The sequence below is a fragment of the Cupriavidus basilensis genome, assembly GCF_000832305.1.
GTDB classification, from domain to species: domain Bacteria; phylum Pseudomonadota; class Gammaproteobacteria; order Burkholderiales; family Burkholderiaceae; genus Cupriavidus; species Cupriavidus basilensis_F.
On the sequence record NZ_CP010537.1, the window covers coordinates 2,507,324 to 2,531,161 of the forward strand.

At 67.3% G+C, this 23,838-nt stretch carries 20 protein-coding genes; 11 read left to right on the forward strand and 9 right to left on the reverse strand.

The annotated features are described in order from the left end of the window. The first annotated feature begins 3 nt into the window (after positions 1 to 3). The 4 genes from nirB to RR42_RS31800 all read left to right on the forward strand — a co-directional run bounded on the left by nirB (position 4) and on the right by RR42_RS31800 (position 7,054). A complete protein-coding gene (gene nirB / locus RR42_RS31785) occupies positions 4 to 2,553 on the forward strand; it encodes a nitrite reductase large subunit NirB (protein ID WP_043355847.1) in 2,550 nt (849 codons plus the stop codon). A gap of 45 nt (positions 2,554 to 2,598) precedes the next feature. Continuing rightward, positions 2,599 to 2,970: a nitrite reductase small subunit NirD gene (gene nirD / locus RR42_RS31790; protein WP_043355849.1), complete on the forward strand. Its 372-nt coding sequence runs from the start codon at positions 2,599 to 2,601 to the stop codon at positions 2,968 to 2,970. After that, positions 2,967 to 4,196: an NAD(P)/FAD-dependent oxidoreductase gene (locus tag RR42_RS31795; protein WP_052495107.1), complete on the forward strand. Its 1,230-nt coding sequence runs from the start codon at positions 2,967 to 2,969 to the stop codon at positions 4,194 to 4,196. The genes nirD and RR42_RS31795 overlap by 4 nt, the downstream gene beginning before the upstream one ends. 65 nt (positions 4,197 to 4,261) lie before the next feature. Further along, positions 4,262 to 7,054 carry a nitrate reductase gene (locus RR42_RS31800; protein WP_043355851.1) on the forward strand — a complete coding sequence of 931 codons (2,793 nt, stop codon included), beginning with the start codon at positions 4,262 to 4,264 and terminating at the stop codon, positions 7,052 to 7,054. Between the two features lie 47 nt (positions 7,055 to 7,101). Here the strand turns inward: RR42_RS31800 and RR42_RS31805 are convergent, their stop codons facing one another. From RR42_RS31805 to RR42_RS31825, 5 genes are all read right to left on the reverse strand, one after another. After that, on the reverse strand, positions 7,102 to 7,356 hold the full coding sequence (locus tag RR42_RS31805; RefSeq protein WP_144410002.1) for a hypothetical protein: 255 nt from the start codon (positions 7,354 to 7,356) through the stop codon (positions 7,102 to 7,104). A gap of 302 nt (positions 7,357 to 7,658) precedes the next feature. Next, a complete protein-coding gene (locus tag RR42_RS31810) occupies positions 7,659 to 8,222 on the reverse strand; it encodes a TetR family transcriptional regulator (RefSeq protein WP_063778471.1) in 564 nt (187 codons plus the stop codon). Positions 8,223 to 8,240: 18 nt separating this feature from the next. Further along, positions 8,241 to 8,654, reverse strand: coding sequence for a nuclear transport factor 2 family protein (locus RR42_RS31815; protein ID WP_082055175.1), 414 nt, complete (start codon positions 8,652 to 8,654; stop codon positions 8,241 to 8,243). Between the two features lie 27 nt (positions 8,655 to 8,681). Next, a complete protein-coding gene (locus RR42_RS31820; RefSeq protein ID WP_043355858.1) occupies positions 8,682 to 9,467 on the reverse strand; it encodes an SDR family NAD(P)-dependent oxidoreductase in 786 nt (261 codons plus the stop codon). Positions 9,468 to 9,523: 56 nt separating this feature from the next. Further along, positions 9,524 to 10,372 (reverse strand): alpha/beta fold hydrolase, encoded by an 849-nt coding sequence (locus RR42_RS31825; protein ID WP_043358288.1) that lies wholly within the window; start codon positions 10,370 to 10,372, stop codon positions 9,524 to 9,526. Between the two features lie 150 nt (positions 10,373 to 10,522). Between RR42_RS31825 and RR42_RS31830 the strand changes: the two genes are divergently transcribed. Continuing rightward, the gene (locus tag RR42_RS31830; RefSeq protein ID WP_043355859.1) at positions 10,523 to 11,299 is read left to right on the forward strand and encodes an SDR family oxidoreductase; all 777 of its coding nucleotides are present in this window, start codon (positions 10,523 to 10,525) and stop codon (positions 11,297 to 11,299) included. Positions 11,300 to 11,312: 13 nt separating this feature from the next. On the opposite strand, the gene RR42_RS31835 is transcribed toward RR42_RS31830, so the two are convergent. Beyond that, on the reverse strand, positions 11,313 to 12,179 hold the full coding sequence (locus RR42_RS31835; protein WP_043355860.1) for an SDR family NAD(P)-dependent oxidoreductase: 867 nt from the start codon (positions 12,177 to 12,179) through the stop codon (positions 11,313 to 11,315). A gap of 270 nt (positions 12,180 to 12,449) precedes the next feature. Between RR42_RS31835 and RR42_RS31840 the strand changes: the two genes are divergently transcribed. The 6 genes from RR42_RS31840 to RR42_RS31865 all read left to right on the forward strand — a co-directional run bounded on the left by RR42_RS31840 (position 12,450) and on the right by RR42_RS31865 (position 18,724). Then, a complete protein-coding gene (locus RR42_RS31840) occupies positions 12,450 to 14,039 on the forward strand; it encodes a DUF1302 domain-containing protein (protein WP_052495108.1) in 1,590 nt (529 codons plus the stop codon). Positions 14,040 to 14,144: 105 nt separating this feature from the next. Beyond that, positions 14,145 to 15,473, forward strand: a complete 1,329-nt coding sequence (locus tag RR42_RS31845; protein WP_419188922.1) for a DUF1329 domain-containing protein — start codon at positions 14,145 to 14,147, stop codon at positions 15,471 to 15,473. Positions 15,474 to 15,558: 85 nt separating this feature from the next. Then, complete coding sequence (gene dmpE / locus RR42_RS31850; protein WP_043355862.1) at positions 15,559 to 16,341, forward strand: 2-oxopent-4-enoate hydratase; 783 nt, start codon at positions 15,559 to 15,561, stop codon at positions 16,339 to 16,341. Positions 16,342 to 16,396: 55 nt separating this feature from the next. After that, positions 16,397 to 17,308, forward strand: a complete 912-nt coding sequence (locus tag RR42_RS31855; RefSeq protein ID WP_043355864.1) for an acetaldehyde dehydrogenase (acetylating) — start codon at positions 16,397 to 16,399, stop codon at positions 17,306 to 17,308. 10 nt (positions 17,309 to 17,318) lie between these two features. Further along, the gene (gene dmpG, locus RR42_RS31860; RefSeq protein WP_043355866.1) at positions 17,319 to 18,341 is read left to right on the forward strand and encodes a 4-hydroxy-2-oxovalerate aldolase; all 1,023 of its coding nucleotides are present in this window, start codon (positions 17,319 to 17,321) and stop codon (positions 18,339 to 18,341) included. A 149-nt stretch (positions 18,342 to 18,490) separates the two neighbouring features. Further along, positions 18,491 to 18,724, forward strand: coding sequence for a type II toxin-antitoxin system Phd/YefM family antitoxin (locus RR42_RS31865; protein WP_043355867.1), 234 nt, complete (start codon positions 18,491 to 18,493; stop codon positions 18,722 to 18,724). A gap of 213 nt (positions 18,725 to 18,937) precedes the next feature. On the opposite strand, the gene RR42_RS31870 is transcribed toward RR42_RS31865, so the two are convergent. The 3 genes from RR42_RS31870 to RR42_RS31880 all read right to left on the reverse strand — a co-directional run bounded on the left by RR42_RS31870 (position 18,938) and on the right by RR42_RS31880 (position 23,806). Then, positions 18,938 to 20,014, reverse strand: a complete 1,077-nt coding sequence (locus RR42_RS31870) for a Rieske 2Fe-2S domain-containing protein (protein WP_043355868.1) — start codon at positions 20,012 to 20,014, stop codon at positions 18,938 to 18,940. Positions 20,015 to 20,156: 142 nt separating this feature from the next. Beyond that, complete coding sequence (locus RR42_RS31875; protein WP_043355869.1) at positions 20,157 to 21,347, reverse strand: NADH:flavin oxidoreductase; 1,191 nt, start codon at positions 21,345 to 21,347, stop codon at positions 20,157 to 20,159. Beyond that, the gene (locus RR42_RS31880) at positions 21,344 to 23,806 is read right to left on the reverse strand and encodes an efflux RND transporter permease subunit (protein WP_043355870.1); all 2,463 of its coding nucleotides are present in this window, start codon (positions 23,804 to 23,806) and stop codon (positions 21,344 to 21,346) included. The genes RR42_RS31875 and RR42_RS31880 overlap by 4 nt, the downstream gene beginning before the upstream one ends. Positions 23,807 to 23,838: the final 32 nt, after the last annotated feature.

Below are 23,838 nucleotides of genomic sequence, written 5' to 3' on the forward strand. Positions count from 1 at the left end.
ATCATGAAACTGATCATCATCGGCCACGGCATGGTCGGCCACAAATTCCTGGAATGCCTGGCCGAGGCCGGCTCGCAAGATCTCGAAGTCACGGTGCTGTGCGAGGAACCGCGCCCAGCCTACGACCGCGTGCACCTGTCCGAGTTCTTTGCCGGCAAGTCCGCCGAGGATCTCTCGCTGGTGGAAGCCGGCTTCTTCGAGCGCAGCAACATGCTGCTGCGCCTGAACGCGCGCGCCACCGGCATCGACCGCGCGGCCAAGACGGTGACGGTTTCCACCGGCGAGACGCTGTCCTACGACAAGCTGATCATGGCCACCGGCTCCTACCCCTTCGTGCCGCCGCTGCCCGGCAAGGACCGCAAGGATTGCTTTGTCTACCGCACCATCGAAGACCTGGAAGCCATGCAGGAATGCGGCGCCCGCTCCAGGACCGGCGTGGTGATCGGTGGCGGCCTGCTGGGCCTGGAATGCGCCAAGGCACTGCGCGACATGGGCCTGCAAACCCATGTGGTGGAATTTGCCCCGCGCCTGATGGCGGTGCAGGTGGACGACGGCGGCGGCGCGATGCTGCGCCGCAAGATCGAAGAGCTTGGCGTCACCGCGCATACCCGCAAGAACACCGTGGAGATCGTGGACGGCGAAGACGGCACCCATCGCATGAACTTTGCCGATGGCAGCCACCTCGACACCGACATGATCGTGTTCTCCGCCGGCATCCGCCCGCGCGACGAGCTGGCCCGCGCCAGCGGCCTGGCCATTGGCGAGCGCGGCGGCATCGCGGTGGACAACCAGTGCCTGAGCTCCGACCCCGACGTGTACGCCATCGGCGAATGCGCGCTGTGGGACGGCAAGATCTACGGCCTGGTCGCGCCCGGCTATGAAATGGCCCGCGTGGCCGCCAAGCACCTGCTCGGACACCGGGCCGAGTTCGCCGGCGCCGACATGAGCACCAAGCTCAAGCTGATGGGCGTGGACGTGGCCAGCCTGGGCGACCCGCACGGCAATGCGCCCGGCAGCCGTTCGTTCCAGTTCACCGACGAGCGCAAGCAGGTCTACAAGAAGCTGGTGGTGTCCGAGTGCGGCAAGTACCTGCTGGGCGGCGTGCTGGTAGGCGATGCCGAGGAATACGGCACCCTGCTGCAGATGATGCTCAACAAGATCGAGCTGCCCGAGTCGCCGGAATTCCTGATCCTGCCGTCCTCCGACGGCCAGGCCAAGCCGGGGCTGGGCGCCGATGCCTTGCCCGATTCCGCGCAGATCTGCTCCTGCAACAACGTGACCAAGGGCGATATCTGCGCCGCCGTCTGCAGCGGCACCACCAATATCGGTGACATGAAGCGCTGCACCAAGGCCGGCAGCACCTGCGGCGGCTGCGTGCCGCTGGTCACGCAGGTCATGAAGGCCGAGATGAAGAAGCAAGGCCTGGCGGTAAACAACCACCTGTGCGAGCACTTTGCCTACTCCCGCCAGGAGCTTTACCACCTGGTGCGCGTGGGCGGCTTCAAGACCTTCGGCGAACTGCTGGCTGCACATGGCAAGGGCCTGGGCTGCGACGTTTGCAAGCCCACCGTGGCGAGCATCCTGGCATCGTGCTGGAACGAATTCGTGCTCAAGCAAGAGCACGCCAGCCTGCAGGACTCGAACGACTACTTCCTGGGCAACATCCAGAAGGACGGCACCTACTCGGTCGTGCCCCGCATGCCGGGCGGCGAAGTCACCCCCGATGGCCTGATCGCGGTCGGCCAGGTGGCCAAGAAGTATGGCCTGTACACCAAGATCACCGGCGGGGCGCGGGTCGACATGTTCGGCGCGCGCGTGGAAGAGTTGCCGATGATCTGGGAAGAACTGATCGCGGCCGGCTTCGAATCGGGCCATGCCTATGGCAAGTCCCTGCGCACCGTGAAGTCCTGCGTGGGTTCCACGTGGTGCCGCTACGGCGTGGACGACTCGGTGGGCCTGGCCATCGAGATCGAAAACCGCTACAAGGGCCTGCGCGCCCCGCACAAGATCAAGTTTGGAGTTTCCGGCTGCACCCGCGAATGCGCCGAAGCCCAGGGCAAGGACGTGGGCATCATCGCCACCGAACGCGGCTGGAACCTGTACGTGTGCGGCAACGGCGGCATGAAGCCCCGCCACGCCGAACTGCTGGCCAGCGACCTGGACCGCGCAACGCTGCTGCGCTACGTGGACCGCTTCCTGATGTTCTACGTGCGCACCGCGGACCGCCTGCAACGCACCAGCGTGTGGCGCGACAACATGGAAGGCGGGCTGGACTACCTCAAGGCCGTGGTGCTGGACGACAGCCTGGGCATTGGCGCCGAACTGGAGGCGCAGATGCAGCACGTGGTGGACACTTACGAAGACGAATGGAAGGCCGCCGTGACCAACCCGGAAACCCGCAAGCGCTTCCGCCACTTCGTCAACAGCGACCTGCGCGACGACAACCTGGTCTTCATGGAAGAGCGCGGCCAGATCCGCCCGGCTACGCCGGAGGAACGGAACTTGCGTAAATCCCGCCTTGAGCAGATCCCTGTGATCGTCAAGGCAGCCTGAACCGTACCGACCCATCATCTCGCGCCAACGCCCAAGGAGAACATCATGAGCCCCACCCACCATACCGAAGCCTGGACCGCCGTTTGCAGCCTGCGCGACATCGTGCCCAATACCGGTGTGTGCGCACTGGTGGACAAGGCACAGATCGCCGTGTTCCGGGTCGGCGACGGCTACAGCGACGATCAGGGCGGCAATGGCGACCAGGTGTTCGCCATCGCCAACTACGATCCCAACGCCAACGCCGCCGTACTCTCGCGCGGCCTGGTCGGCAGCCTGGGCGAACGCATCGTGGTGGCGTCGCCGATCTACAAGCATCACTTCGACCTGCAGACCGGCGAATGCCTGGAAGCGCCCGAGCACTCCATCGCGGCGTATCCGGCCCGCGTCCATGACGGCAAGGTCTGGGTGGCCGCATGACCACGCCCGCCAAACCCCGCCTGGTGGTGGTCGGCAACGGCATGGCCGGCATGCGCACGGTCGAGGAACTGCTGAAGCTCGCGCCCGACCTCTATGACATCACCGTGTTCGGCGCAGAGCCGCACGGCAACTACAACCGCATCCTGCTCTCGCCGGTGCTGGCGGGCGAGAAAACGGTCGCGGACATCATGCTCAACACCCGCGACTGGTACGCGCAGAACGGCATCGAACTGCTGGCCGGCGATCCGGTGGTGGCGATCGACCGCCGCCGCCGGCTGGTGCGCTCGCAATCCGGGCGTGAGGTGGGCTATGACCGCCTGCTGCTGGCGACCGGCTCCAAGCCTTTCATCATCCCCGTGCCGGGCCACCAGCTCGATGGCGTCATCGCCTTTCGCGACATCCAGGACGTGGAAACCATGCTGGCGGCGGCCCGCAACCATCGCCACGCCGTGGTGATCGGCGGCGGGCTGCTCGGCCTGGAAGCCGCCAACGGCCTGATGCGCCAGGGCATGGAGGTCAGCGTGGTGCATGTGGCCGACAGCCTGATGGAGCGTCAGCTCGACAAGCCCGCCGCCGCGCTGCTCAAGCAGGCGCTGGAGCGCAAGGGCCTGCGCTTTTTGCTGGGCGCCAATACCAGCGCCATCCTTGGGGAAGACCGCGTCACCGGCGTATGCTTCAAGGACGGTACCCAGATCCCCGCCGACCTGGTGGTGATGACCGCCGGCGTGCGCCCCAACATCGAACTGGCCCAGCAGGCCGGGCTGCGCTGCGAGCGCGCCATCGTGGTCGATGACACCTTGCAGAGCTACGATCCGCGCGTGTATGCCGTGGGCGAATGCGTGCAGCACCGCCAGGCCACCTTCGGCCTGGTCGCGCCGATCTGGGAACAGGCGCGCGTGGCCGCCGCGCACCTGGCCGGCGCCGGGCATCGCCGCTACGTGCAGCAGGCCACCGCCACCAAGCTCAAAGTGACTGGCGTGGATCTTTACTCGGCCGGCGACTTCATCGGCGGTGAAGGCAGCGAGGATCTCGTCATGCGCGATCCGCGCCGCGGCATGTACAAGCGGCTGGTGCTGCAAGGCGGTCGGCTGGTCGGGGCGGTGCTGTACGGCGACGTGCAGGACGGCCCCTGGTACTTCGACCTGATCCAGAGCGGCGCCCCGGTAGGCGCCATGCGCCAGAGATTGCTGTTCGGCAAGGCACAATGTGAGGCCATGGCAGCCTGAGCACCCGAACGCCCGAACGCTTGAACGACCTAGTCCCCGATTGACCGCCAGCAGCGAGCGCTAACGTGAACCTGTCCGATATCCCCGTCATCCTCTCCACCGGTTCGCCCACCCTGCTGTCCGCCGACGCCTCAGTCACCGTCACCGATACCACCTGCCCGTATTGCGGCGTGGGCTGCGGCGTGCGCGCCACCCGCCATGCCGACGGCAGCGTGGAGGTGGCCGGCGACACCAGCCACGGCTCCAACCAGGGCCGCCTGTGCGTGAAGGGCTCGGCGCTGGCGGAAACCGTCGGCCTGGAAGGCCGCCTGCTGCACCCGCAAGTACGCGGTGCCGACGGCGCCTTGCAGCCAGTGTCCTGGGACCATGCCCTGGACAAGGTCGCCCAGGGCTTCAAGGACATCATCGCCGAACACGGCCCCGATGCCGTGGCGCTCTACGTCTCCGGCCAGTTGCTGACCGAGGATTACTACGTTGCCAACAAGCTGATGAAGGGCTTTATCGGCAGCGCCAACATCGACACCAACTCGCGCCTATGCATGTCGTCGGCGGTGGCCGGGCACAAGCGCGCCTTTGGCGAGGACCTGGTGCCGGGCAACTACGAAGACCTGGAACTGGCCGACCTGGTGGTGCTGGTCGGCTCCAACACCGCATGGTGCCATCCGATCCTGTTCCAGCGGCTGCTCAAAGCCAAGGAAGCGCGGCCAGAAATGAAGCTGGTGGTGATCGACCCGCGCCGCACCGCCACCTGCGAGCTGGCCGACCTGCACCTGCCGGTCAAGCCCGGCACCGACGTGTGGCTGTTCAACGGCTTGCTGCACTACCTGGCACAGCACGGCGCGGTGGACCAGTCATTCGTCGACGCCCACACCAGCGGCCTGGACGCCGCGCTGGCGGCCGCCGGCCCGGACTGCGCCGACATCGCCAAGGTAGCCAAGGCATGCAAGCTCGACCCTGAAGCCCTGCGCGGCTTCTACGCATTGTTCGCCGCCACGCCCAAGGTGGTGACCGGCTTCTCGCAAGGCGTGAACCAGTCGTCGGCCGGCACCGACAAGGTCAACAGCATCATCAACTGCCACCTGGCCACCGGCCGCGTGGGCCAGCCCGGCATGGGCCCCTTCTCGCTGACCGGCCAGCCCAATGCCATGGGCGGGCGCGAGGTCGGCGGGCTGGCCAATATGCTGGCCGCGCATATGGAGCTGGCCGACCCGCTGCACCGGGAAATCGTGCAATCGTTCTGGGGCTCGCCTGCCATCGCGGACAAGCCAGGCCTGAAGGCGGTGGAGCTGTTCGAGGCCATCGAGCAAGGCCGGGTCAAGGCCGTGTGGGTGATCGCCACCAACCCGGTGGTCAGCCTGCCGGATGCCGACCAGGCCCGCCGCGCGCTGGCCAAGTGCCAACTGGTGGTCAGCTCCGACATCATGCTGCGCACCGATACCAACGACGCCGCGCACGTCCTGCTGCCCGCGCTGGGCTGGGGCGAGAAGGACGGCACCGTCACCAGTTCCGAGCGCCGCATCTCGCGCCAGCGCGCCTTCCTGCCGGCGCCCGGCGAGGCCCGCGCTGACTGGCGGATCCTGTGCGATGTGGCCACGCGCATGGGCTTTGACGGATTCCGCTTTGCCGGACCGCACGAGATCTTCGACGAGCACGCGCGGCTGAGCACCTACCGCAACGCGGGCAGCAGCGATCAGCCCCACGCGCCACGCATGTTCGACCTCGCCGGGCTGGCTGGCATGAGCCAGAAGCAATTCGACGCGCTCTCACCGGTGCAATGGCCGGTGATGGCCACGCCCCCGGGGCGCCTCGCCAACGCGTCCGGCGGCACTGCCCGGCTGTTCGCCGATGGCCGTTTCGCCCACCCCGATGGCCGCGCCCGCTTTATCGCCACCGCGCCGCGCGCGCCGTTCCACGCCACCGATGACGAGTTCCCGCTAGTGCTCAACACCGGCCGCGTGCGCGACCAATGGCACACCATGACCCGCACCGGCAAATCGCCCAAGCTGGCCGACCACATCGCCGAGCCCTTCGTCGACATGCATCCGCAGGATGCCCTGCTATCCGGCGTCAGCGAAGGCAAGCTGGCCCGCGTGACCACGCGCTGGGGCGCCATGGTGGCGCGGGTGCAGCACAGCGGCGGCATCCCGCGCGGCAGCGTATTCGTGCCGATCCACTGGAACGGCCAGTTCAGCTCCGACGCGCGCGTGGGCGCGCTGGTCAACCCGGTGGTGGACCCGGTCTCGGGCGAGCCCGAGTTCAAGCACACGCCGGTGCGCGTGGAAGAGTTCCGCGTGTCGTGGCATGGCTTCGTGTTGAGCCGCGAGGACCTCCAGGCGGACGAGCTGACCTACTGGACGCGCGTCCAGGGCCGCCAGTTCCAGCGCTACGAGTTCGCCGGCCGCGAGAATATCGCCGACCGCGCCGCGTGGGCCCGCCAATTGCTCGGCATCGACGACCCCAATGCGGACTGGATCGAGTACGAAGACCGCACCGCCGGCATCTATCACGCCGGCCACGTGGTCGACGACCGCCTGCAGGCCTGCCTCTATGTGTGCACGCGCCCCGACCTGCCCTCGCGCGCGTGGCTGTCCACGCTGTTCGCCAAGGACCGCCTGGAAGACGCCGATCGCATCGGCCTGCTGCTGGGCCAGCCAATGGAAAAGGGCGCGGACGCCGGCCCCACCGTGTGCTCCTGCTTCGGCGTGGGGCGCAACACCATCTGCGATGCGGTGCGCAAGCATGACCTCAAGACACCGGCCGAAGTCACCGCCTGCGTGAAGGCGGGCGGCAACTGCGGGTCCTGCGTGCCGGAGTTGAAGAAGCTGCTGGCAGAGATACGGGTGGCGGAAGTGGCTTGATGGTGGCCTGCGGCGCTCCAGGGCAAGCCTGCGGTGCTCCCTGGGTACTATGGCGGCGGGCGATAACCCAACGCCATCACGGCCGCGATGCCCCGGCTCTGCCGGCAAGCATCGTCGCAATCGCTCAGCGCGGCGTCCACCGCCGCCCGGATATCCGTCGCGGCGCTCGCGGCCGCCGCTATGCGCTCGCTCGCGCTGTCCTCTCTGGCCACAGGCGCGCCCGTCCTCTGGCCGGCAGCGACGCCCAGCGCCAGCACGGCGCAGGTTCCCAACAGACATGTGATGCGATATCGATCCTTCACAATTGCCTCCTCTTTGCTCGTATCCCTTTTCTTGCATTGCCATGCTCATGTGGCGCGGTGGCGCGGTGGCGCGGTGGCGCGGTGGCGATGCACTTGCGCCAGCACGGTCTGCTGAACTGAAAGGTAAGTGCCGGAGGAGAGAACCTCTTCGTCCATGCGGACTAGGGTCAATCCCGTACGCCCATGCGCGCCGTGTACTTCAAGACCGGATTGGCGATGGATAGGGGCATGGATAGGGGAACAGGCGGGAAGCGTGCGGAATTCGCCGCGAGCTACCGGCAAGGCGCCCCGGGCGCAGCCGGCTATTCCCCATAGAGCCGCAGCAGCGGCCCGACGCAGCCGGCCAGGTCCACCGGCGCCAGCCGCAGCGAACAGGCGCTCAGCAGGCCCCATAGATGCGCCGCCAGCAGCGCGCCCTTGCTCTGCTCGCCCAGCAGCCTGCCAAGGCCATCACACAACGCCCTGGCGCGGGCACGGATGCGGACCGTGAGGTGGCAAAGCTCGCACCCAGGCGTGCACGCGTGGTGCAGCAAGCCGAGGATGATGCCCGCATAGCGCAGCACGGCCTCATCCTGCAACATCGTCGCCAGGGCGCGCTCCAGATCCGGGCGGGCCAGGCCCCCGCCGCTACCGCCGAAGGCTGCGAGCCGGCTGGCCAGATGCGCCTCCGCCCGCGCCATGATGGCGGCCAGCAGCTCGGCGCGGCTACGGAAGTGTCCGTAGATCGCGCCGCGCGTCATGGCGATGGCGCTCGCTACCTGCTCCAGCGTGACGCATTGCACGCCCTGGCGCTCGAACAGCAGCTCCGCGCTCGCGAGGATGCGCTCGCGCGTGGCGGCCGCATCACGCGGACAGCGTCTTACCATGCCCGCACGGCACGCACCTTACTGCGGATGCACGTCATCCGGCCCCCAGAAGGCGCGCATGCCGGTAATGCGCCCGTCCGCACCGAAGGTCATCACATCGGTCACGTCAATGCGTACCGAATGCCCCTGCATGCGCGCATACACCGCGAAACTCAGGGCCGCGGCGTTGCCGTGCGACCCCCGCGGCGGCGCCACCACTTCCAGGCGAGCGCCGAGCGACGCCGCGTGCCTGTAGAAGGCGAGGATGCGCTCGCGCCCGGCAATCACAGGGCTGCCAACGGGGTCCTCGACGGTAGCGTCGTCGGCAAACAGCGCCACCACGCGCTCGGCGTCCGCCGCATTGAAAGCGGCCACGTAATCGAGCAAGGTGGCTTTCATGCCGGCGCTCTTGCTCGCGTCCATGGTCATGGTTTTGGTCGTGTCGATGCTCATTCCCTTCCTCGTTGAAGCTGAAGACGCTCAACGCGCGGTGTAGCCGCCGTCGATCACCAGTTCCGCGCCGGTCACGTAGCGGGCAGCGTCGGACACCAGGTAGAGGATGCCTGCGGCGATGTCGCGCGGCTCGCCAAGACGGCCCATCGGCGCCTGCGCGCCAAGATAGGCGAACAAGCCCTCACCCTGCCCCGAGGCATGCGCCACTTCCTCCAGCATCGGCGTGCGGATATAGCCCGGATGGACGGAGTTGGCACGGATGTTCTTGCCTGCGTAGAGCATGGCATCGGTCTTGGCCATCATCCGCACCGCGGCCTTGGAGGCGTGGTACGGCGGCACGTCCGGGCCACCGACGATGCCGTACATCGACGACACATTGACGATCGAGCCGCCACCCGCACGCTCAAGATGCGCGATGGCATGCTTGGTGCACAGGAAAGTGCCGGTCACGTTGACGTCCATCACCCGCTGCCATTGCGCCAGCGCCAGTTCGTGGGTGGGCGCGTTGACGCCGTCGATGCCGGCGTTGTTGATCAGGATGTCGAGGCGGCCAAAGCGCGCGGCGATCTCGCCGAACACCTTGCCCACCTCAGCCTCGCTGGACACGTCCAGCTTCCAGAAGGCGGCCTGGCCGCCTTCGGCCTCGATGCGCCGCACGGCGGCCTGGCCGTCCGCTTCCAGCAAATCGAGCACCGCGACCTTGGCGCCGGCGGCAGCCAGCACGCGTGCGGTCTCGGCGCCGATGCCGCGCGCGGCGCCGGTGATGGCGGCCACCTTGCCGCGCAGGTCGAACAGGTTGAACGGGTATTCCATGTTGTCTCCAGGTTTATGGTTCTTGGCGCTGCCGACACGCCGGCCGCACAGCCATGCTACACGGCGGCCTCGGCCGTATCCGCGAGAAAGCCCAGGCACTCGCGGTTGAAGTAATCGCTGTGCTCGACCATCACCCAGTGGCCGCAGCGATTGATCAGCACGAAGCGCGCATCGCGGCACCCCTGCAGGAACTTGAGAGCGCCGCCGGCGGGGTTGAAGCGGTCTTCGGTGCCCCAGAAGCCCAGCACCGGGCACGCGATCTCGCCCAGGCGCTCGGTCAGGTTGGGCACCTTCATGGTGGCCAGCACCTCGCGCGGCTGCGCCTTGCACACGGCCATGCGCTCATCCACCAGCGCATCGGTGACCAGCGTGGCGTCATGCACCAGCAATGTCAGCAACTGGCGCATGGTGTCAGGGTTCATATGCCCGCCGGTAAACAGCGACACCATCTTCTCGATGCCTTCCATGCGGAAATAGGTCTCGCGGTCTTCGACGCCACCCGGCGCCATCATCACCAGGCGGCTGACATGCTCCGGGTAATCCAGCGCGTATTTCAGCGCAATGGCGCCGCCCAGCGAGTTGCCCACCAGCACGCAGCGCGGCAGCGCCAGCGCCAGCAATTGCGCGCGCAGCGCGGCGACGAAGAAGTCCAGCGTGTATTCCACATCCGCCGGTTTCGATGACTGGCCGTAGCCTGGCAGGTCGACCACCACGGTGCGAAAGCCCGCCGCGGCAAAAGCCGGTGCGTTGTGCTTGAAGTTGCTATGGCCGCTGGCACCCGGGCCGCTGCCGTGGATGAACACCACGGGTTCGCCAGCACCTGCATCGAGGTAGTGCAGGCGCAGGCCGTCTGGCGTGGTGATGGTTTGGCCGGCTGGCAATGCCGCAGGCGACGTACTGGACATGTCGGTGTCTCCCCTGTTGTCATGACGAACCTGGCCGATCATGCTCATGCGCAACGCGGCAGGCATCGTCCTTTCGGACTACGAAGCGTCCCGTGGATTTCCCTAAGATCGCACTGACCAGCAAGGCAACGAGACCAGGGAAAGACAGAGATGACGGGATTCGATTTCAGCGGCAAGACAGTATTGGTGACAGGCGGCGCGCGCGGCATTGGCCGTGGCATCGCCGAGGGCTTCCTGGCAGCAGGTGCCCGCGTGTTCACCTGCGGGCGCACGCCACCGGAGACTGGCGGGGGAAAGCCCCGTCAGGCGGAGTTCATCTCAGCCGACATTCGCGACGCCGAGCAGGTGGAGTCCCTGCTGACCCGGATCGTGGACAGCGCCGGCTCGCTCGATATCGTGATCCACAATGCCGGCGGCGCACCCTTCGCGCTCGCCGCGCACGCCTCGCCGCGCCTGATGGAATCCATCATCCGCCTGAACCTGGTGGCGCCGCTGCAACTGGCGCAGCGCGCCAACGCGCGCATGCAGGCCCAGGCCTGCGGCGGCACGCAGATCTTCATCGGCAGCATCAGCGCGCTGCGGCCCTCCCCCGGCACCGCGGCCTATGGCGCGGCCAAGGCGGGCATCCTGAGCGCAGTCCGCTCGCTCGCGGTGGAGTGGGCGCCGCGCGTGCGGGTGACGGCCGTGAGCCCGGGACTGGTCCTCACCGAGGCTGCGCAGCAGCAACACTATGGTGATCCGGCCGCGCTCCGGCAGGTGGCTGATACCGTGCCGCTCGGGCGGCTCGCGGACCCGCGCGACATCGCCGACGCCTGCCTCTTCCTGGCCTCTCCGCATGCCGCCTATGTATCGGGGGCCAACCTGGTCATCGACGGCGGCGGCGAGCGGCCGGCCTTTCTCGACGCGGCCGCCCGCCACGCGGGCTGACCACGCAGCGCGGCTACTCGACCTTGGCCGGGTGCGCCTGCACCGGCCCACCCAGCACCGAGCGATAGGAAACGGGCGCCTTGCCGTCGATATCAAGAATGCCGTACTCCTGCGCAATCTCGGCGCTGATCAGCACGTGGCCCGATTTGTCCATGACAGCAGCGTCGCCATGCAAGGCAAGTATGACCTTGCCGGTGAACTCGGGGCTCTCCGCGCTCGGCGCAAAGGCGGCGTATTTGTCGGGCTCGCGCGCCCAGACCCGCATGGTGCGCTCGGTGCGCAGCGGGCCCATCCAGACCGATACCGCGGCCACGCCGTACGGGCGCAGGTCGACCGCCATGTCCTTGGCGAACTTGTCCACGCCGCACTTCTGCGCGCCGTAGGCCGGGCCGTGCATATAGCAACTCGCGCCGAAGGACGACGTGAACGCCATCAGTCCGCGCCCGCCAGCCACCATCAGGGGCGCCGCATGCCAGCTCGCCACATAGGCCGAGCGCAGGCCCACGTCGAGGATGTCCACCAGGGCCAGCGGCTTGTCCCAGAAACCGCCCGGCTCGATCAGTGCGTCGTGCAGGAAGGTAGCGTTGTTGACCAGGATGTCCAGCCGCCCCGATTCGTCGCCCACCTGCTCGAACAGCCGGCGTACCTGCGCATCGTCGCGATGGTCACAGGCCACCGCGATGCCCTTGCCGCCGCGCGCATCGATCTCGCGCGCGGTCTCGTGGATGGTGCCGGGCAACGGCGCCTCGCCGCTGCGCTCGGTGCGCCCGGTGACGTACACCGTCGCGCCGGCTTGCGCCAGCGCCAGCGCGATGCCCTTGCCCGCGCCACGCGAGCCGCCCGTGACCACCGCAACGATGGATTCCTTTGCACTGCGCATTGCATTCCTCCTCTGTGATTCCCACACCGCGATCCCGCTGCGCGGGGCGATGCCCGACGCTATCGCGCATGCCGCCGCGCTTCATCCTCCGTTCGGACTAGCGGCGTGCCCGCGCGTCGCGCCGCTGGCCATCGCCTAGGGGAAACCGTCTAGTCCGTTCTGACGATTCCGCGCCCTGCCCCGGTCATTACGCTTTCCATCAAAGAAGAAGCCACAAGACGTGCCAGGTCAATGCATCACCGCGCATCACCAACACCATAGGGAAGACATATGCAAGCGTCACAAACGGGTACAACGCAGGGTACACCGCAGGGTTCACCGCATCGCACGCGCAGGCTGCGGCCAGCCGCCATCGTGTCAGCCATCGCCGCGGCGATCACACCCAACGCCTGGGCCGGCAACACCATCGATCTCGGCAACGATACGTCGCTGAACTACTCCTTTACCGCCACCTACGGCGCCGCGGTCCGCACCGGCGCGCCGAGCGGCGCACTGCTGTCACCGTCCAACGTCAACGGCGACGATGGCGACCGCAATTTCAAGCGCGGCGACATGATCGCCAACCGTGCCACCCTGCTTGGCGAAGCCAATCTGCAGCGCGGCGAGTTTGGCGTGTTCGTGCGCGGCAGCGCCTTCTACGACCGCGCCTATCGCACCTCGAATTCCAACGATGCGCCGGCCACCGTCAACCACAGCGGCGCCTTCAACGCGTTCACCGATTCGGCGCGCTACTACCACGGCCAGCGCGCGCAACTGCTGGACGCCTACGCCTACGGCACCTTCGGCATCGACAGCACACGCCTGAACGTCAAGGTCGGCAACCAGGTGGTGGCATGGGGAGAGAGCCTGTTCTTCCCCAATATCGCCGGCGCCCAAGGCCCCGCGGACGCCACCAAGTCCTTCGTGCCGGGCGCCGAGGTCAAGGACATCCTGCTGCCGGTACCCCAGCTCGCGCTGCAATGGCAGGTCAATCCCGACCTCAGCCTGCTCGGCTACTACCAGTTCACCTACAAGCCCAACCAGCTGAGCGCGCCCGGCAGCTACTTCAGCACCAGCGATATCGTCGGCCCCGGTGCGCAGTACATCATCGGCCCGGGCGGCTTCCAGATCCCGCGCGGGCCGGACATCAACCCGTCCAACTCCGGCCAGTGGGGCCTGGGCACGCGCTTTCGCGTGTTCGGCGACACCGAGCTCGGCCTGTACCAGTTGCACTACCACGACAAGAACCCGAGTGTAGTGACCTCGCTGTTCCCGACACTGCAATACCAGCAGAAATTCTTTGGCGACATCAACCTGACCGGCGCCAGCTTCTCCACCCAGATGCTTGGCGCCAATATCGCCGGGGAAGTCAGCTACAAGGACGGTGTGCCGGTCCTGGTCAACGTGGCCGGATCGCCCACAGCCACCCGCGGCAAGGTGCTGCAGGGGCAGCTCTCGGCCATCTACGCCATCGGGCCGAGCTTCCTGGCCAACTCGCAGAGCCTGCTCGGCGAAATCGCCTACCAGCACGTCGTCGGCGTGACACCGGTCAACGGCTTCAGCACGCTGACCAACACCACCAACTCGGCAGCGCTGCAGCTCGGCTGGTCGCTGACCTACAACAATGTCTTCGACGGCTGGGACATGACGGTGCCGCTCACCTATGCCCAGGCCCTCAGCGGCAAGTCGGCCGTGGCCGGCGCCTTCGGCTCCCTGACCGGCTTCGGCGACCGCCGCGCCAGCGTGGGCGTGACCTTCAAGTACCTCAACAACCTCGAACTGAACCTCACCTACGCCATGTTCATGGGCGGCGCCAACACCCTCAACCGCCCGCTGGCCGACCGCGACTACGTGGCATTCAACGCGAAGTACTCGTTTTAACGTTTTGCGGGGCCAGTGCCCGCGAGGGCCGGCCTCATTCCCAGGAGCGCACTCATGCAACAGCATACGAAGACAACGATCCGCGGCACGCTGCTGGCGGCCAGCATGATGCTGGCTGTCGCCGCCTACGCCAAGGTGACACCGGATGAGCTCAAGCAGCTCGATGACAAGCTCACGCCCATGGGCGCGGAACGCGCCGGCAGCAAGGACGGCCAGATCCCCGCCTGGAGCGGGAAGTGGCTTGGCGTGCCAGCGGGGGTGCAGTGGAAGCGCGGCGAGCGCTATCCGGACCCCTACGCCGCGGAGAAGCCGCTCGCCGTCATCACCGCGCAGAACATGGCGCAATACGCCGAGCACCTGACCGAAGGCACCAAGGCCTTGTTCAAGAAGTATCCCGATACCTTCAAGATGCCGGTCTACCCGAGCCACCGCGATTTCCGCTACGAGGACGCGGCCTACAAGAATATCCGCCTGCTCGCCCCCGAAGTCAGCATGACGGCGGACGGCAATGGCCTGAGGAACGCGCCGCCGCAAGCGCCGTACCCAATCCCCAAGAGCGGGCTGGAACTGATGTGGAACTTGCGCTTCGCCTCCTCCATCGGCACGGAATCGGCCACCTACGGCCAGGCGGTGGTGTACCCGGACGGCAATATCGCCTGGGGCCGCGTGCGCTACAACATCTTCTCGCCGCGCAACGCAGCCAGCTTCGACGCAAAGAGCGCGCTCAACAGCAAGACCTTTTTCCGCCAGGCTACCGAGCTGCCGCTGCGTGATCGCGGCACGTTGCTGGTGGGCTATGAGCTGTGGGACCAGGAAGGCGCCAACACCCGCCGCACGTGGCAATACAACCCCGGCACGCGGCGCGTGCGGCAAACGCCGGAGTACGGCTTCGACCAGCCCTCCGGCCCGGGCGGCTTCCGTACCGTCGACGACGACCGGCTCTTCAATGGCTCCGGCGAGCGCTACAACTGGAAGGTGGTGGGCAAGAAGGAAATCTATGTGCCCTACAACAACTACAAGCTGATGAGCACCGCGGTGAAGTACCAGGATATCCTCGGCAAGGGCCACGCCAACCCGGACCTGATGCGCTACGAGCTGCATCGCGTGTGGGTGCTGGAGGCCTCGCTCAAGGAGGGCTTCCGCCACCAGTACGCCAAGCGGGTGCTGTACATCGACGAGGACAGCTGGAGTGCGGTGATCGCCGAGAACCATGACGCGCGCGGGCAGCTGTGGCGGGTCAACCTGGCCGGCTCCGTGTACGCCTACGATGCCCAGCGCTTCTACACGACCACGGCGTTCTATCACGATCTGGTGTCGGGTGCCTATTTTGCCGATCGCCTGACCAACGAAGAACCGATGCCGGTGCTCAACCACAGCCCGGAATTCAACGAGTCCTACTTCTCGCCGGACGCCGTGCGCGGCTCGGGCACCTGATACCGGCCCCCCGGCCTCACCGCAGGCTCGCGCGGACCCATGCCAATGGCATCGGTCCGCCGCGGCCATCCAGTCCCTTCCCGCCATGAAACCTGACCTGATCGCCTCGCTAGGCGAGGAACTCCACCAGGCGCTGACCGCGCGCGTGCCGGTCGCACCCCTGAGCGGACGTGGCGACCCGATCACGGTGCGCGACGCCTACCGCATCCAGCAACAATTCGTCGCGCACCGTCTGGCACACGGCGACCGCATCACCGGCAAGAAGATCGGCGTCACCAGCCTGCCGGTGCAGCAGATGCTGGATGTGCACCAGCCCGATTTCGGCATGCTGCTGGCCAGCATGCGCTACCCCGACGGCCAGCCCATCCCCGCCGCCACGCTGATCCAGCCGCGCGCTGAGGGCGAGATCGCCTTCTTTCTCAAGCGCGACCTGCGCGGCCCCGGCGTGACCCGCGCCGACGTGCTGGCCGCCACCGAAGCGGTTTCCGCCTGCTTCGAGATCGTCGATTCGCGCATCCTCGACTGGCGCATCCGCATCGAGGACACCGTGGCCGACAACGCCTCCTGCGGCGCCTACGTGCTGGGCGAGGAGCGCGTAAGCCCGGCCGGCCTCGACCTTGCCGGCTGTGCCATGACGCTGGAAAAGAACGGCGTCGTGGTCGCCACGGGGCAAGGCAGCGCCGCCCTCGGCCACCCCGCCGAAGCGGTGGCCTGGCTGGCCAATACGCTGGGCGCGCTTGGCATCGGCCTGCTCGCCGGCGAGACCATCCTGTCCGGCTCGCTCGCGGCGCTGATTCCGGTCGTTGCCGGAGACCGCCTGCACCTGCGCATCGACGGCATCGGCAGTTGCAGCACCCGATTCACCTGACTCACCTGACTCACCTGAACTCTCCCACCCTGCCCGCTCCAAGCAAGGAAGCCCCATGGCAAAAATCAAGTGTGCCCTGATCGGCCCCGGCAATATCGGCACCGATCTGCTCTACAAGCTGCGCCGCAGCACCATTCTGGAACCGGTGTGGATGGTCGGCGTCGACCCGGCCTCCGACGGCCTCGCCCGGGCCCGCGAACTGGGCCTGAAGACGACCGACCAGGGCCTCGACGGCCTGCTTGCGCACCTGGCCGCCGACGACATCCGCATCGCCTTCGATGCGACCTCGGCCTACGTGCACCGCCAGCACTCCGACCAGCTCACCGCGCGCGGCGTGCGCGTGATCGACCTGACGCCGGCGGCCATCGGCCCCTTCTGCGTGCCGCCGGTCAACCTGGACGAACACCTCGGCAGCAATGCGATGAACGTCAATATGGTCACCTGCGGCGGCCAGGCGACCATTCCCATGGTGTATGCGGTATCGCGCGTGCAGGCGGTGGCATATGGCGAGATCGTCGCCACCGTTTCCTCGCGCTCGGTCGGGCCAGGCACGCGCCGCAACATCGACGAGTTCACCCGCACTACCGCCGGCGCCATCGAGCAGGTGGGCGGCGCGCGGCAGGGCAAGGCCATCATCGTCATCAACCCGGCCGAGCCTCCGCTCATCATGCGCGACACGATCCACTGCCTGACCGAGGACGAGCCGGACGTGGATGCCATCACGGCGTCGGTCCACGACATGATTGCCGAGGTGCGGCAATACGTGCCCGGCTATACGCTCAAGAACGGCCCGGTCTTCGACGGCAAGCGCGTTTCCATCTTCATGGAAGTCGAGGGCCTGGGCGACTACCTGCCCAGGTATGCCGGCAACCTCGACATCATGACCGCCGCCGCCGCGCGCACCGCCGAGCGCATCGGCGCCGCCATGCTGCGCGGCGCGTTGCCCGCCATGGCCACTACCGCATAAGGAGTTAGAAATGAGCCAACGCATTACCGTGCATGACATGACCCTGCGCGACGGCATGCACCCGAAGCGCCACCAGATCTCGCTCGACCAGATGAAGACGATCGCCCGCGGCCTGGACGAAGCCGGCGTGCCGCTGATCGAAGTGACCCACGGCGACGGCCTGGGCGGCGCCTCGGTCAACTACGGCTTTCCCGCGCATAGCGACGAGGCGTACCTGCAAGCCGTGCTGGGCGAGCTCAAGCAAGCCAAGGTCTCCGCCCTGCTGCTGCCGGGCATCGGCACCATCGAACACTTGCGCATGGCGCATGAACTGGGCGTGCACACGATCCGCGTAGCCACCCACTGCACCGAAGCCGATGTCTCCGAGCAGCATATCGGCATGGCGCGCAAGCTCGGCATGGACACCGTGGGCTTCCTAATGATGGCGCACATGGCGCCGATGGCGACGCTGGTGGAACAGGCGCTGCTGATGGAGTCCTATGGCGCCAACTGTCTCTACATCACCGATTCGGCGGGGCATATGCTGCCGCACGACGTCACCGCCAAGCTGACGGCCGTGCGCCAGGCGCTCAGGCCGGACACCGAACTGGGCTTCCATGGCCACCACAACCTCGCCATGGGGATCGCCAACTCGCTGGCGGCCGTGGCCTGCGGCGCCACCCGCATCGACGCGGCCGCCGCCGGGCTGGGCGCTGGCGCCGGCAATACGCCGATGGAAGTCTTCGTGGCGGTCTGCGAGCGCATGGGCATCGAGACCGGCGTGGACGTGTTCCGCATCGCCGACGTGGCCGAAGACCTGGTGGTGCCCATCATGGACCAGCCGATCCGCATCGACCGCGATGCGCTCACGCTGGGCTACGCCGGCGTGTACTCGTCTTTCCTGCTGTTCGCCAAGCGCGCCCAGGCCAAGTACGGCATTCCGGCGCGCGAGATCCTGGTCGAACTGGGGCGCCAGCGCCTGGTGGGCGGGCAGGAGGACATGATCGAGGACACCGCCATGACGCTGGCACGCGAGCGTGGGTTGCTGGCCTGACGGCACGCGGCGGCGCACGCACTTGCCCTCGTCACCTCCCGTGGCCTGGGCAGATGCCTGTATCGTCACCCGCCGCCAAAAGAAGGTTCGAATCTGCCGGTCATCTTGATTTAGAGTATGTGACCATGGACATACGATCAGGAGCAGAGATGGCGAGGCAAGTCTCAAAATCGGACTTCAAGGCACATGCGCTGGCGTACTTCCGCCAGGTTGAGGACTCGGGCGAACCGCTGGTGGTGACCAACCACGGCAAGCCGGTTCTCGAGGTCCGGCCGTATCGGAGTCCTTCACGTAGCCCGCTGGAAATCCTGCGCGATTCCGTGGTGCGCTACGACGCACCGACCGAGCCGGTGGACGCCGATGATTGGGAGGCGGCGCAGTGACCGTCCTGGACACGCGCGCGCTCGTCTGGTGGGTGAGTCGCGGCACTGGTGGCGCGCGAGCGCCTTGTCCGCTGGTGACGAAGGACGAGAAGATCCGCGCCTACCCGCACGTCAAGACGATCTGGTAAAGGCTCCCGTAGCCGGTCGCGCGCTGTGCCGTAACGCAGCGCCGAGCGGGCGCGGCGGGCCAGGAAGCCCCCGCGTCCGGTATGCCTACCCCTCAAACACGTGATGCAACGCCGGCGGCTCGATCCCGGCGACATTGAGCTCGAACTTGCGCCGCTCCACACTGCCTGGCGGCACGCTTTCAATGTCTGTGTAGAACTGCCCGTACCAGTCGCGCATCTGGTAGATCGGGCCGTCGCCCTCGCACAGCAGCGGGTTGTCGATGCGGATCTTGCTGTCCCAGATCACGACGTCTTCGTAGAAGGCGCCGCGCGCCTGCTCCACGTAAGCCTGCGCCATGGCGCGGTTCTGCGCATCCGACAGGCCCGGCACGCGCTTGACCAGCACGCCGTAGCGCAGCTCGAAGCTGTTGGCGTCCACCGGCACATGGCAGTTGAGCAGGATGGAGTGGATGGGCTGGTCACCCATGCGCCCGCTCATTTCGGTGATGTGGTACGCGGGGCCGAAATAGGTGGAGAGCGCGGTCAGCTGGTCATCGCCCGAGAGCCTGGCGCTGCGGCCGATCATCAGCTGCGTTCCCTTGTGGCCCTCGAACAGGTTGGCGAAGTAGTCGACCGGTGCGCCGTGCACCGTGCCGAAGTGGGCCATGTCGGAGATATTGTCGACCAGCTCGCGGCAGTTGGTGTGGATCAGCATCTTGTCCAGCGCCCAGTCCGACCACTCGTCGGAGAAGCACGCCTCGATGCGCGGGATGGCCACTTCCGGCGGCGGCGCGTTGCCTTGCGGGTCGTGCCAGATGAACAGCAGCTTGTTCTGCTCGCAGGTGGTCCAGCTGCCGATGCGCGCCTTGGGCGGCACCCGCTTGCAGTATGGGATCGATTTGCAGCCGCCGTCGCCGCCCCATTGCCAGCCATGGAACGGGCAGGCGATGTTGTCGCCCTGCACGGTGCCCGTGCTGAGATCCGCGCCCATATGGGGGCAATAGCCGTCGATGATCTTGATATTGCCGGCCGAGTCGGCAAAGGCGGCGAGTCGCCGGCCGAAGATGTCGAGCCTGTGAGGTTGGCCATCCCTGTAGTCGGCCGCCAGCCCGAGGCAATGCCAGCCGCGCGCGAAGCGTGCCTGCGGCGGCCGGGATTCAATCTTGTAGCCTTGTGTGGACATGTCTTCTCCTGATAGTTCTATGCGGCCCGCCGCGCCGGCGCCCCGGCGCCGGACCCCGGGCCACGCACCACGATACGGACCGGGCACGCGCGGTTCATCGTCCCTTCGGACTAGCCCCGGCCTTGCGGCCCGGAGCGCCACTTCAGCCCTGCGCCAGCGGGCAGCGCACGCCCCCGGGCGCATCCAGCAGTGCCACGCAGCGGTTGCAGTGCGTGCAGCCGCTGGCGTGACGATCGTCCGCGCGCAGGCGCTCGACGAAATGCGCGTCATGCAGCAGCGGGCGGCCCAGCGCGACGGCGTCGAAGCCTTCCTGGTCCAGCACGCGGCTCACGTCCTCGCCGCTGGTGACACCGCCCAGGTAGATGAGGGGGATCTCCACGGCATCCCGCACGCGCCGTGCCTGATCGAGGAAGTACAGCGGGGCGAAAGGCTGCGATGCAAACAGCGACGGCCCGGCCAGCCGGAAGAAAAACCGGTACAGGCGGCTGCGCTCGTTGCGGATCATGTCCGGCAGTGGGCTTTGCCCGCGGAACAGGTACATCGGCGAGCGGCTGACAAAGCCACCGCTGAGCTCGATGGCATCGATGCCGCCCGCGGCAAGCAACCGGCAGGCTTCGACGCTGTCGCCGACATGCACCCCGTTGGGCAGGCCGTCGTCCAGGTTGAGCTTGGCCAGCAACGCCATGTCGCCGCCCACCGCCTCGCGCACCGCGGCAAGTACGCGCAAGGGCAGCCGCATGCGCCTGGCAAGGCTGCCACCATACTCGTCCGTACGGCGGTTGGTGGCCGGGCTGATGAACTGGCTGAGCAGGTAGCCGTGCCCCATGTGGATCTCCAGCGCATCGAAGCCAGCGGCCTTGAGCAGCGATGCACTGGCGGCATAATGCGCCACCACCTGCTCGATATGGCTCGACCGCATGGCGCCCGCGATGGGCTCCCCGGCCAGCAAGCCGTAGTCATTGAGCGTCACGGACGGGCCGCGCGAACGCTCCCCGAAAGGGCGCTTCAGCCGCGAGAACGCACCCGCGTGCGCAAGCTGGGCGGATACCCGCCCGCCGGCCGCATGCACGCCGTGCGCCAGCCGGCGCAGCCCGGGCATGGCGGCCTCCCCCACGACGATCTGGTCATCGAAGGTGCGGGCGCCGGGCGCCACCGCGCAATAGGCCACCGTAGTGAGCGCGGCGCCGCCGCGGGCGATGCCGGCATGGAAATCGGCGAGCGCGGCGCTTGGCTCCCCGGCCGGCGCGCGCCCCTCGAAGGTCGCCGCCTTGATGAAACGGTTCGGCAGCGTGACGCCCGCCAGCCGCAGCGGCGTGAAGGCGCGGGCGCTCATATCGCGTCCGACTTGAGCGCGCGCTCGCCGGCTGCGGCCATGTCGCCCGCGTGAGCCGGCGCACCGGCGCCATGCCCTTTGGCGCGTGCGCGTTCCTCTTCCTCCACGCCCAGCCAGCTGGCCAGCGCCGGCAGCAGGAACACCGCGCCAAACAGGTTGACCATGAACATGAAGGCCAGCAGGATGCCCATGTCCGCCTGGAACTTGAGCGCGGCGAAGGCCCAGGTGCCCACCCCGATGCACATCGTCATGGCCGTGAACAAGGCGGCCGTGCCACGCTGGCGCATGGCTTCGGCGAACGCCTGCGGCAAGCCCTGGCCTTCGTCGCGCAGCTGGTGCTGCATGCGCTCATACAGATAGATGCCGTAGTCCACGCCCACCCCCACCCCCAGCGTGATCACCGGCAGCGTCGAGACCTTCAGCCCGATCCCCAGCCGCGCCATCAGCGCGTTGCACAGGATGGACACCAGCGTCAGCGGCACGATGATGCAAAGCACGGCGCGCCAGGAGCGGAAAGTCAGCAGGCATAGCAGCGTGATGGCGCCGAAGATCGCCAGCAGCATGGTCACCTCCGCCTCTTCCACAGCTTCGTTGGTGGCCGCCATCACGCCGATATTGCCGCCGCCAAGACGGAAGGCCACGTTGGGCGTGTGGTCGGCGGCGATGAAGCGCTGGATTTCCTTCACGATGTGGGCAATCGTGGCCCCTTCGTGGTTGGCGGTGTAGATCAGCACCTGGATCGCCTGGCAGTTCGACGTGTTCATGCCGTTGTCCGGATCGAAGGCCTTGGCGCCCTGGCTCAGGCCCTCGCTATTGCGCGGCAATGCCTCCCAGCGCGGATTGCCTTCGTTGTAGGCCCCGATCACCACCTTGGCCAGCGAGGGCACGCTCACCACCGATTGCACCCCGGCCACGCCGCGCAGGTTCATCTCGAAGCGCTCCACCGCGCTCATCACCGGATAGTGCAGGCAGGCATCGTCGAAGCCCTTGGGTTCCACCACCACCGTGAGCACGTCCACACCGATGTTGTACTGGCCAACGACCTTCTCGCTGTCGCGGTTGTAGCGGGAGTCGGCGCGCAACTCGGGCGCGCCATTGCCGATATCCCCGACCTTGAGCCCGCGCGATTGCAGCGCGCCCACCGCCAGCAGCGCCAGCGACACACCGAACACCGCCAGCGCCGGCCCCGGCCGGGCAAAGCGGCCGAACCGGTCCCAGAAGGCGCCGTGCCGCCCGGCGCGCACGCGGGCAGCCGCCACCACGCCCGGTTCCAGGCGCGTGTACGACAGCAGCAGCGGCAGGAACACCTTGTTGGTCAGGATCATCAACAGCACACCCAGGCACGCGGTAATGCCCAGCTCGCGCACGATCTCGATCTCGATGCGCATGATCACCATGAAGCCCAGCGCGTTGGTCAGCAAGGCCACCGTGCCCGGGATAAAGAGCTTGCAGAAAGCCGCGCGGGCGCTCTCGACCGGGTCGTGGCCCAGCACCACCTCCTGCTTCCAGGCATTGGTCATCTGCACCGCGTGCGAGACCCCGATGGAGAAGATCAGGAACGGCACCAGGATCGACATCGGGTCGATGCCGTAGCCCAGCAGAGGCAGCAAGCCCAGCAGCCAGGCCACCGGCAGCAGCGCCACCACCAGCGCCAGCAGGGTGATGCGCAGCGAGCGCGTGTAGCCATACAGCATCAGCGCCGTCACCACGAAGGCCAGCGCGAAGAACACCATCACGCCGGCGATGCCCTCCTCCACATCGCCCACCAGCTTGGCAAAACCGATGACGTTGACCTCGACGTCGGGGCCGGCAAAGCCGGCGCGGATCTTCTCCAGCTGGCGCGCCACTTCGCCATAGTCGAGCGCCTTGCCGCTAACGGGATCGACTTCGCGCAGTTCGGCCCGGATCAGGGCAGACTTGAGATCATTGCTGACCAGGCGGCCGATCTGGCCGGAGCGCGCCACATTGCGGCGCACCTGGTCGAGCTGCTCCGGCGAACCGGAGAACCGCCCCGGCACCACCACGTCACCGCGAAAGCCCGCCTCGGTCACCTCGGTGTAGCGCACGTTCGGCGTGAACAGCGAGAACACGCGCGCGCGGTCCACCCCGGGGATGAAGAAGACCTCGTCGGTGGCCCGGCGCACCTTGTCCATGAAGGCCTGGTTGTAGATATCGCCGTCGCCCTTCCAGCGCAGGCTGACCAGCACGGTGTTGGCGCCCGAGAAGGTGCTGGCGTACTTGCCCAGCACCTGCATATAGGGATGCTGGAGCGGGATCATCTTGTTGAAGCCCGGATCGAGCCGCAGGCGCGTGGCGGACAAACCCATCGCCACGGTCATCGCCAGGCACAGCACCAGCAACAGGCGGCGGCGGCGGATCAGCAGGTCCGCGCAACGCGCGACGAAGCGGCTCAGGCGGGTTGTCGTGGCCCGGGGGCCGGAGATTTCGGGGCGGGTCATGGCGTTCTCGCTTCTATGCAATGCGGTGAGGT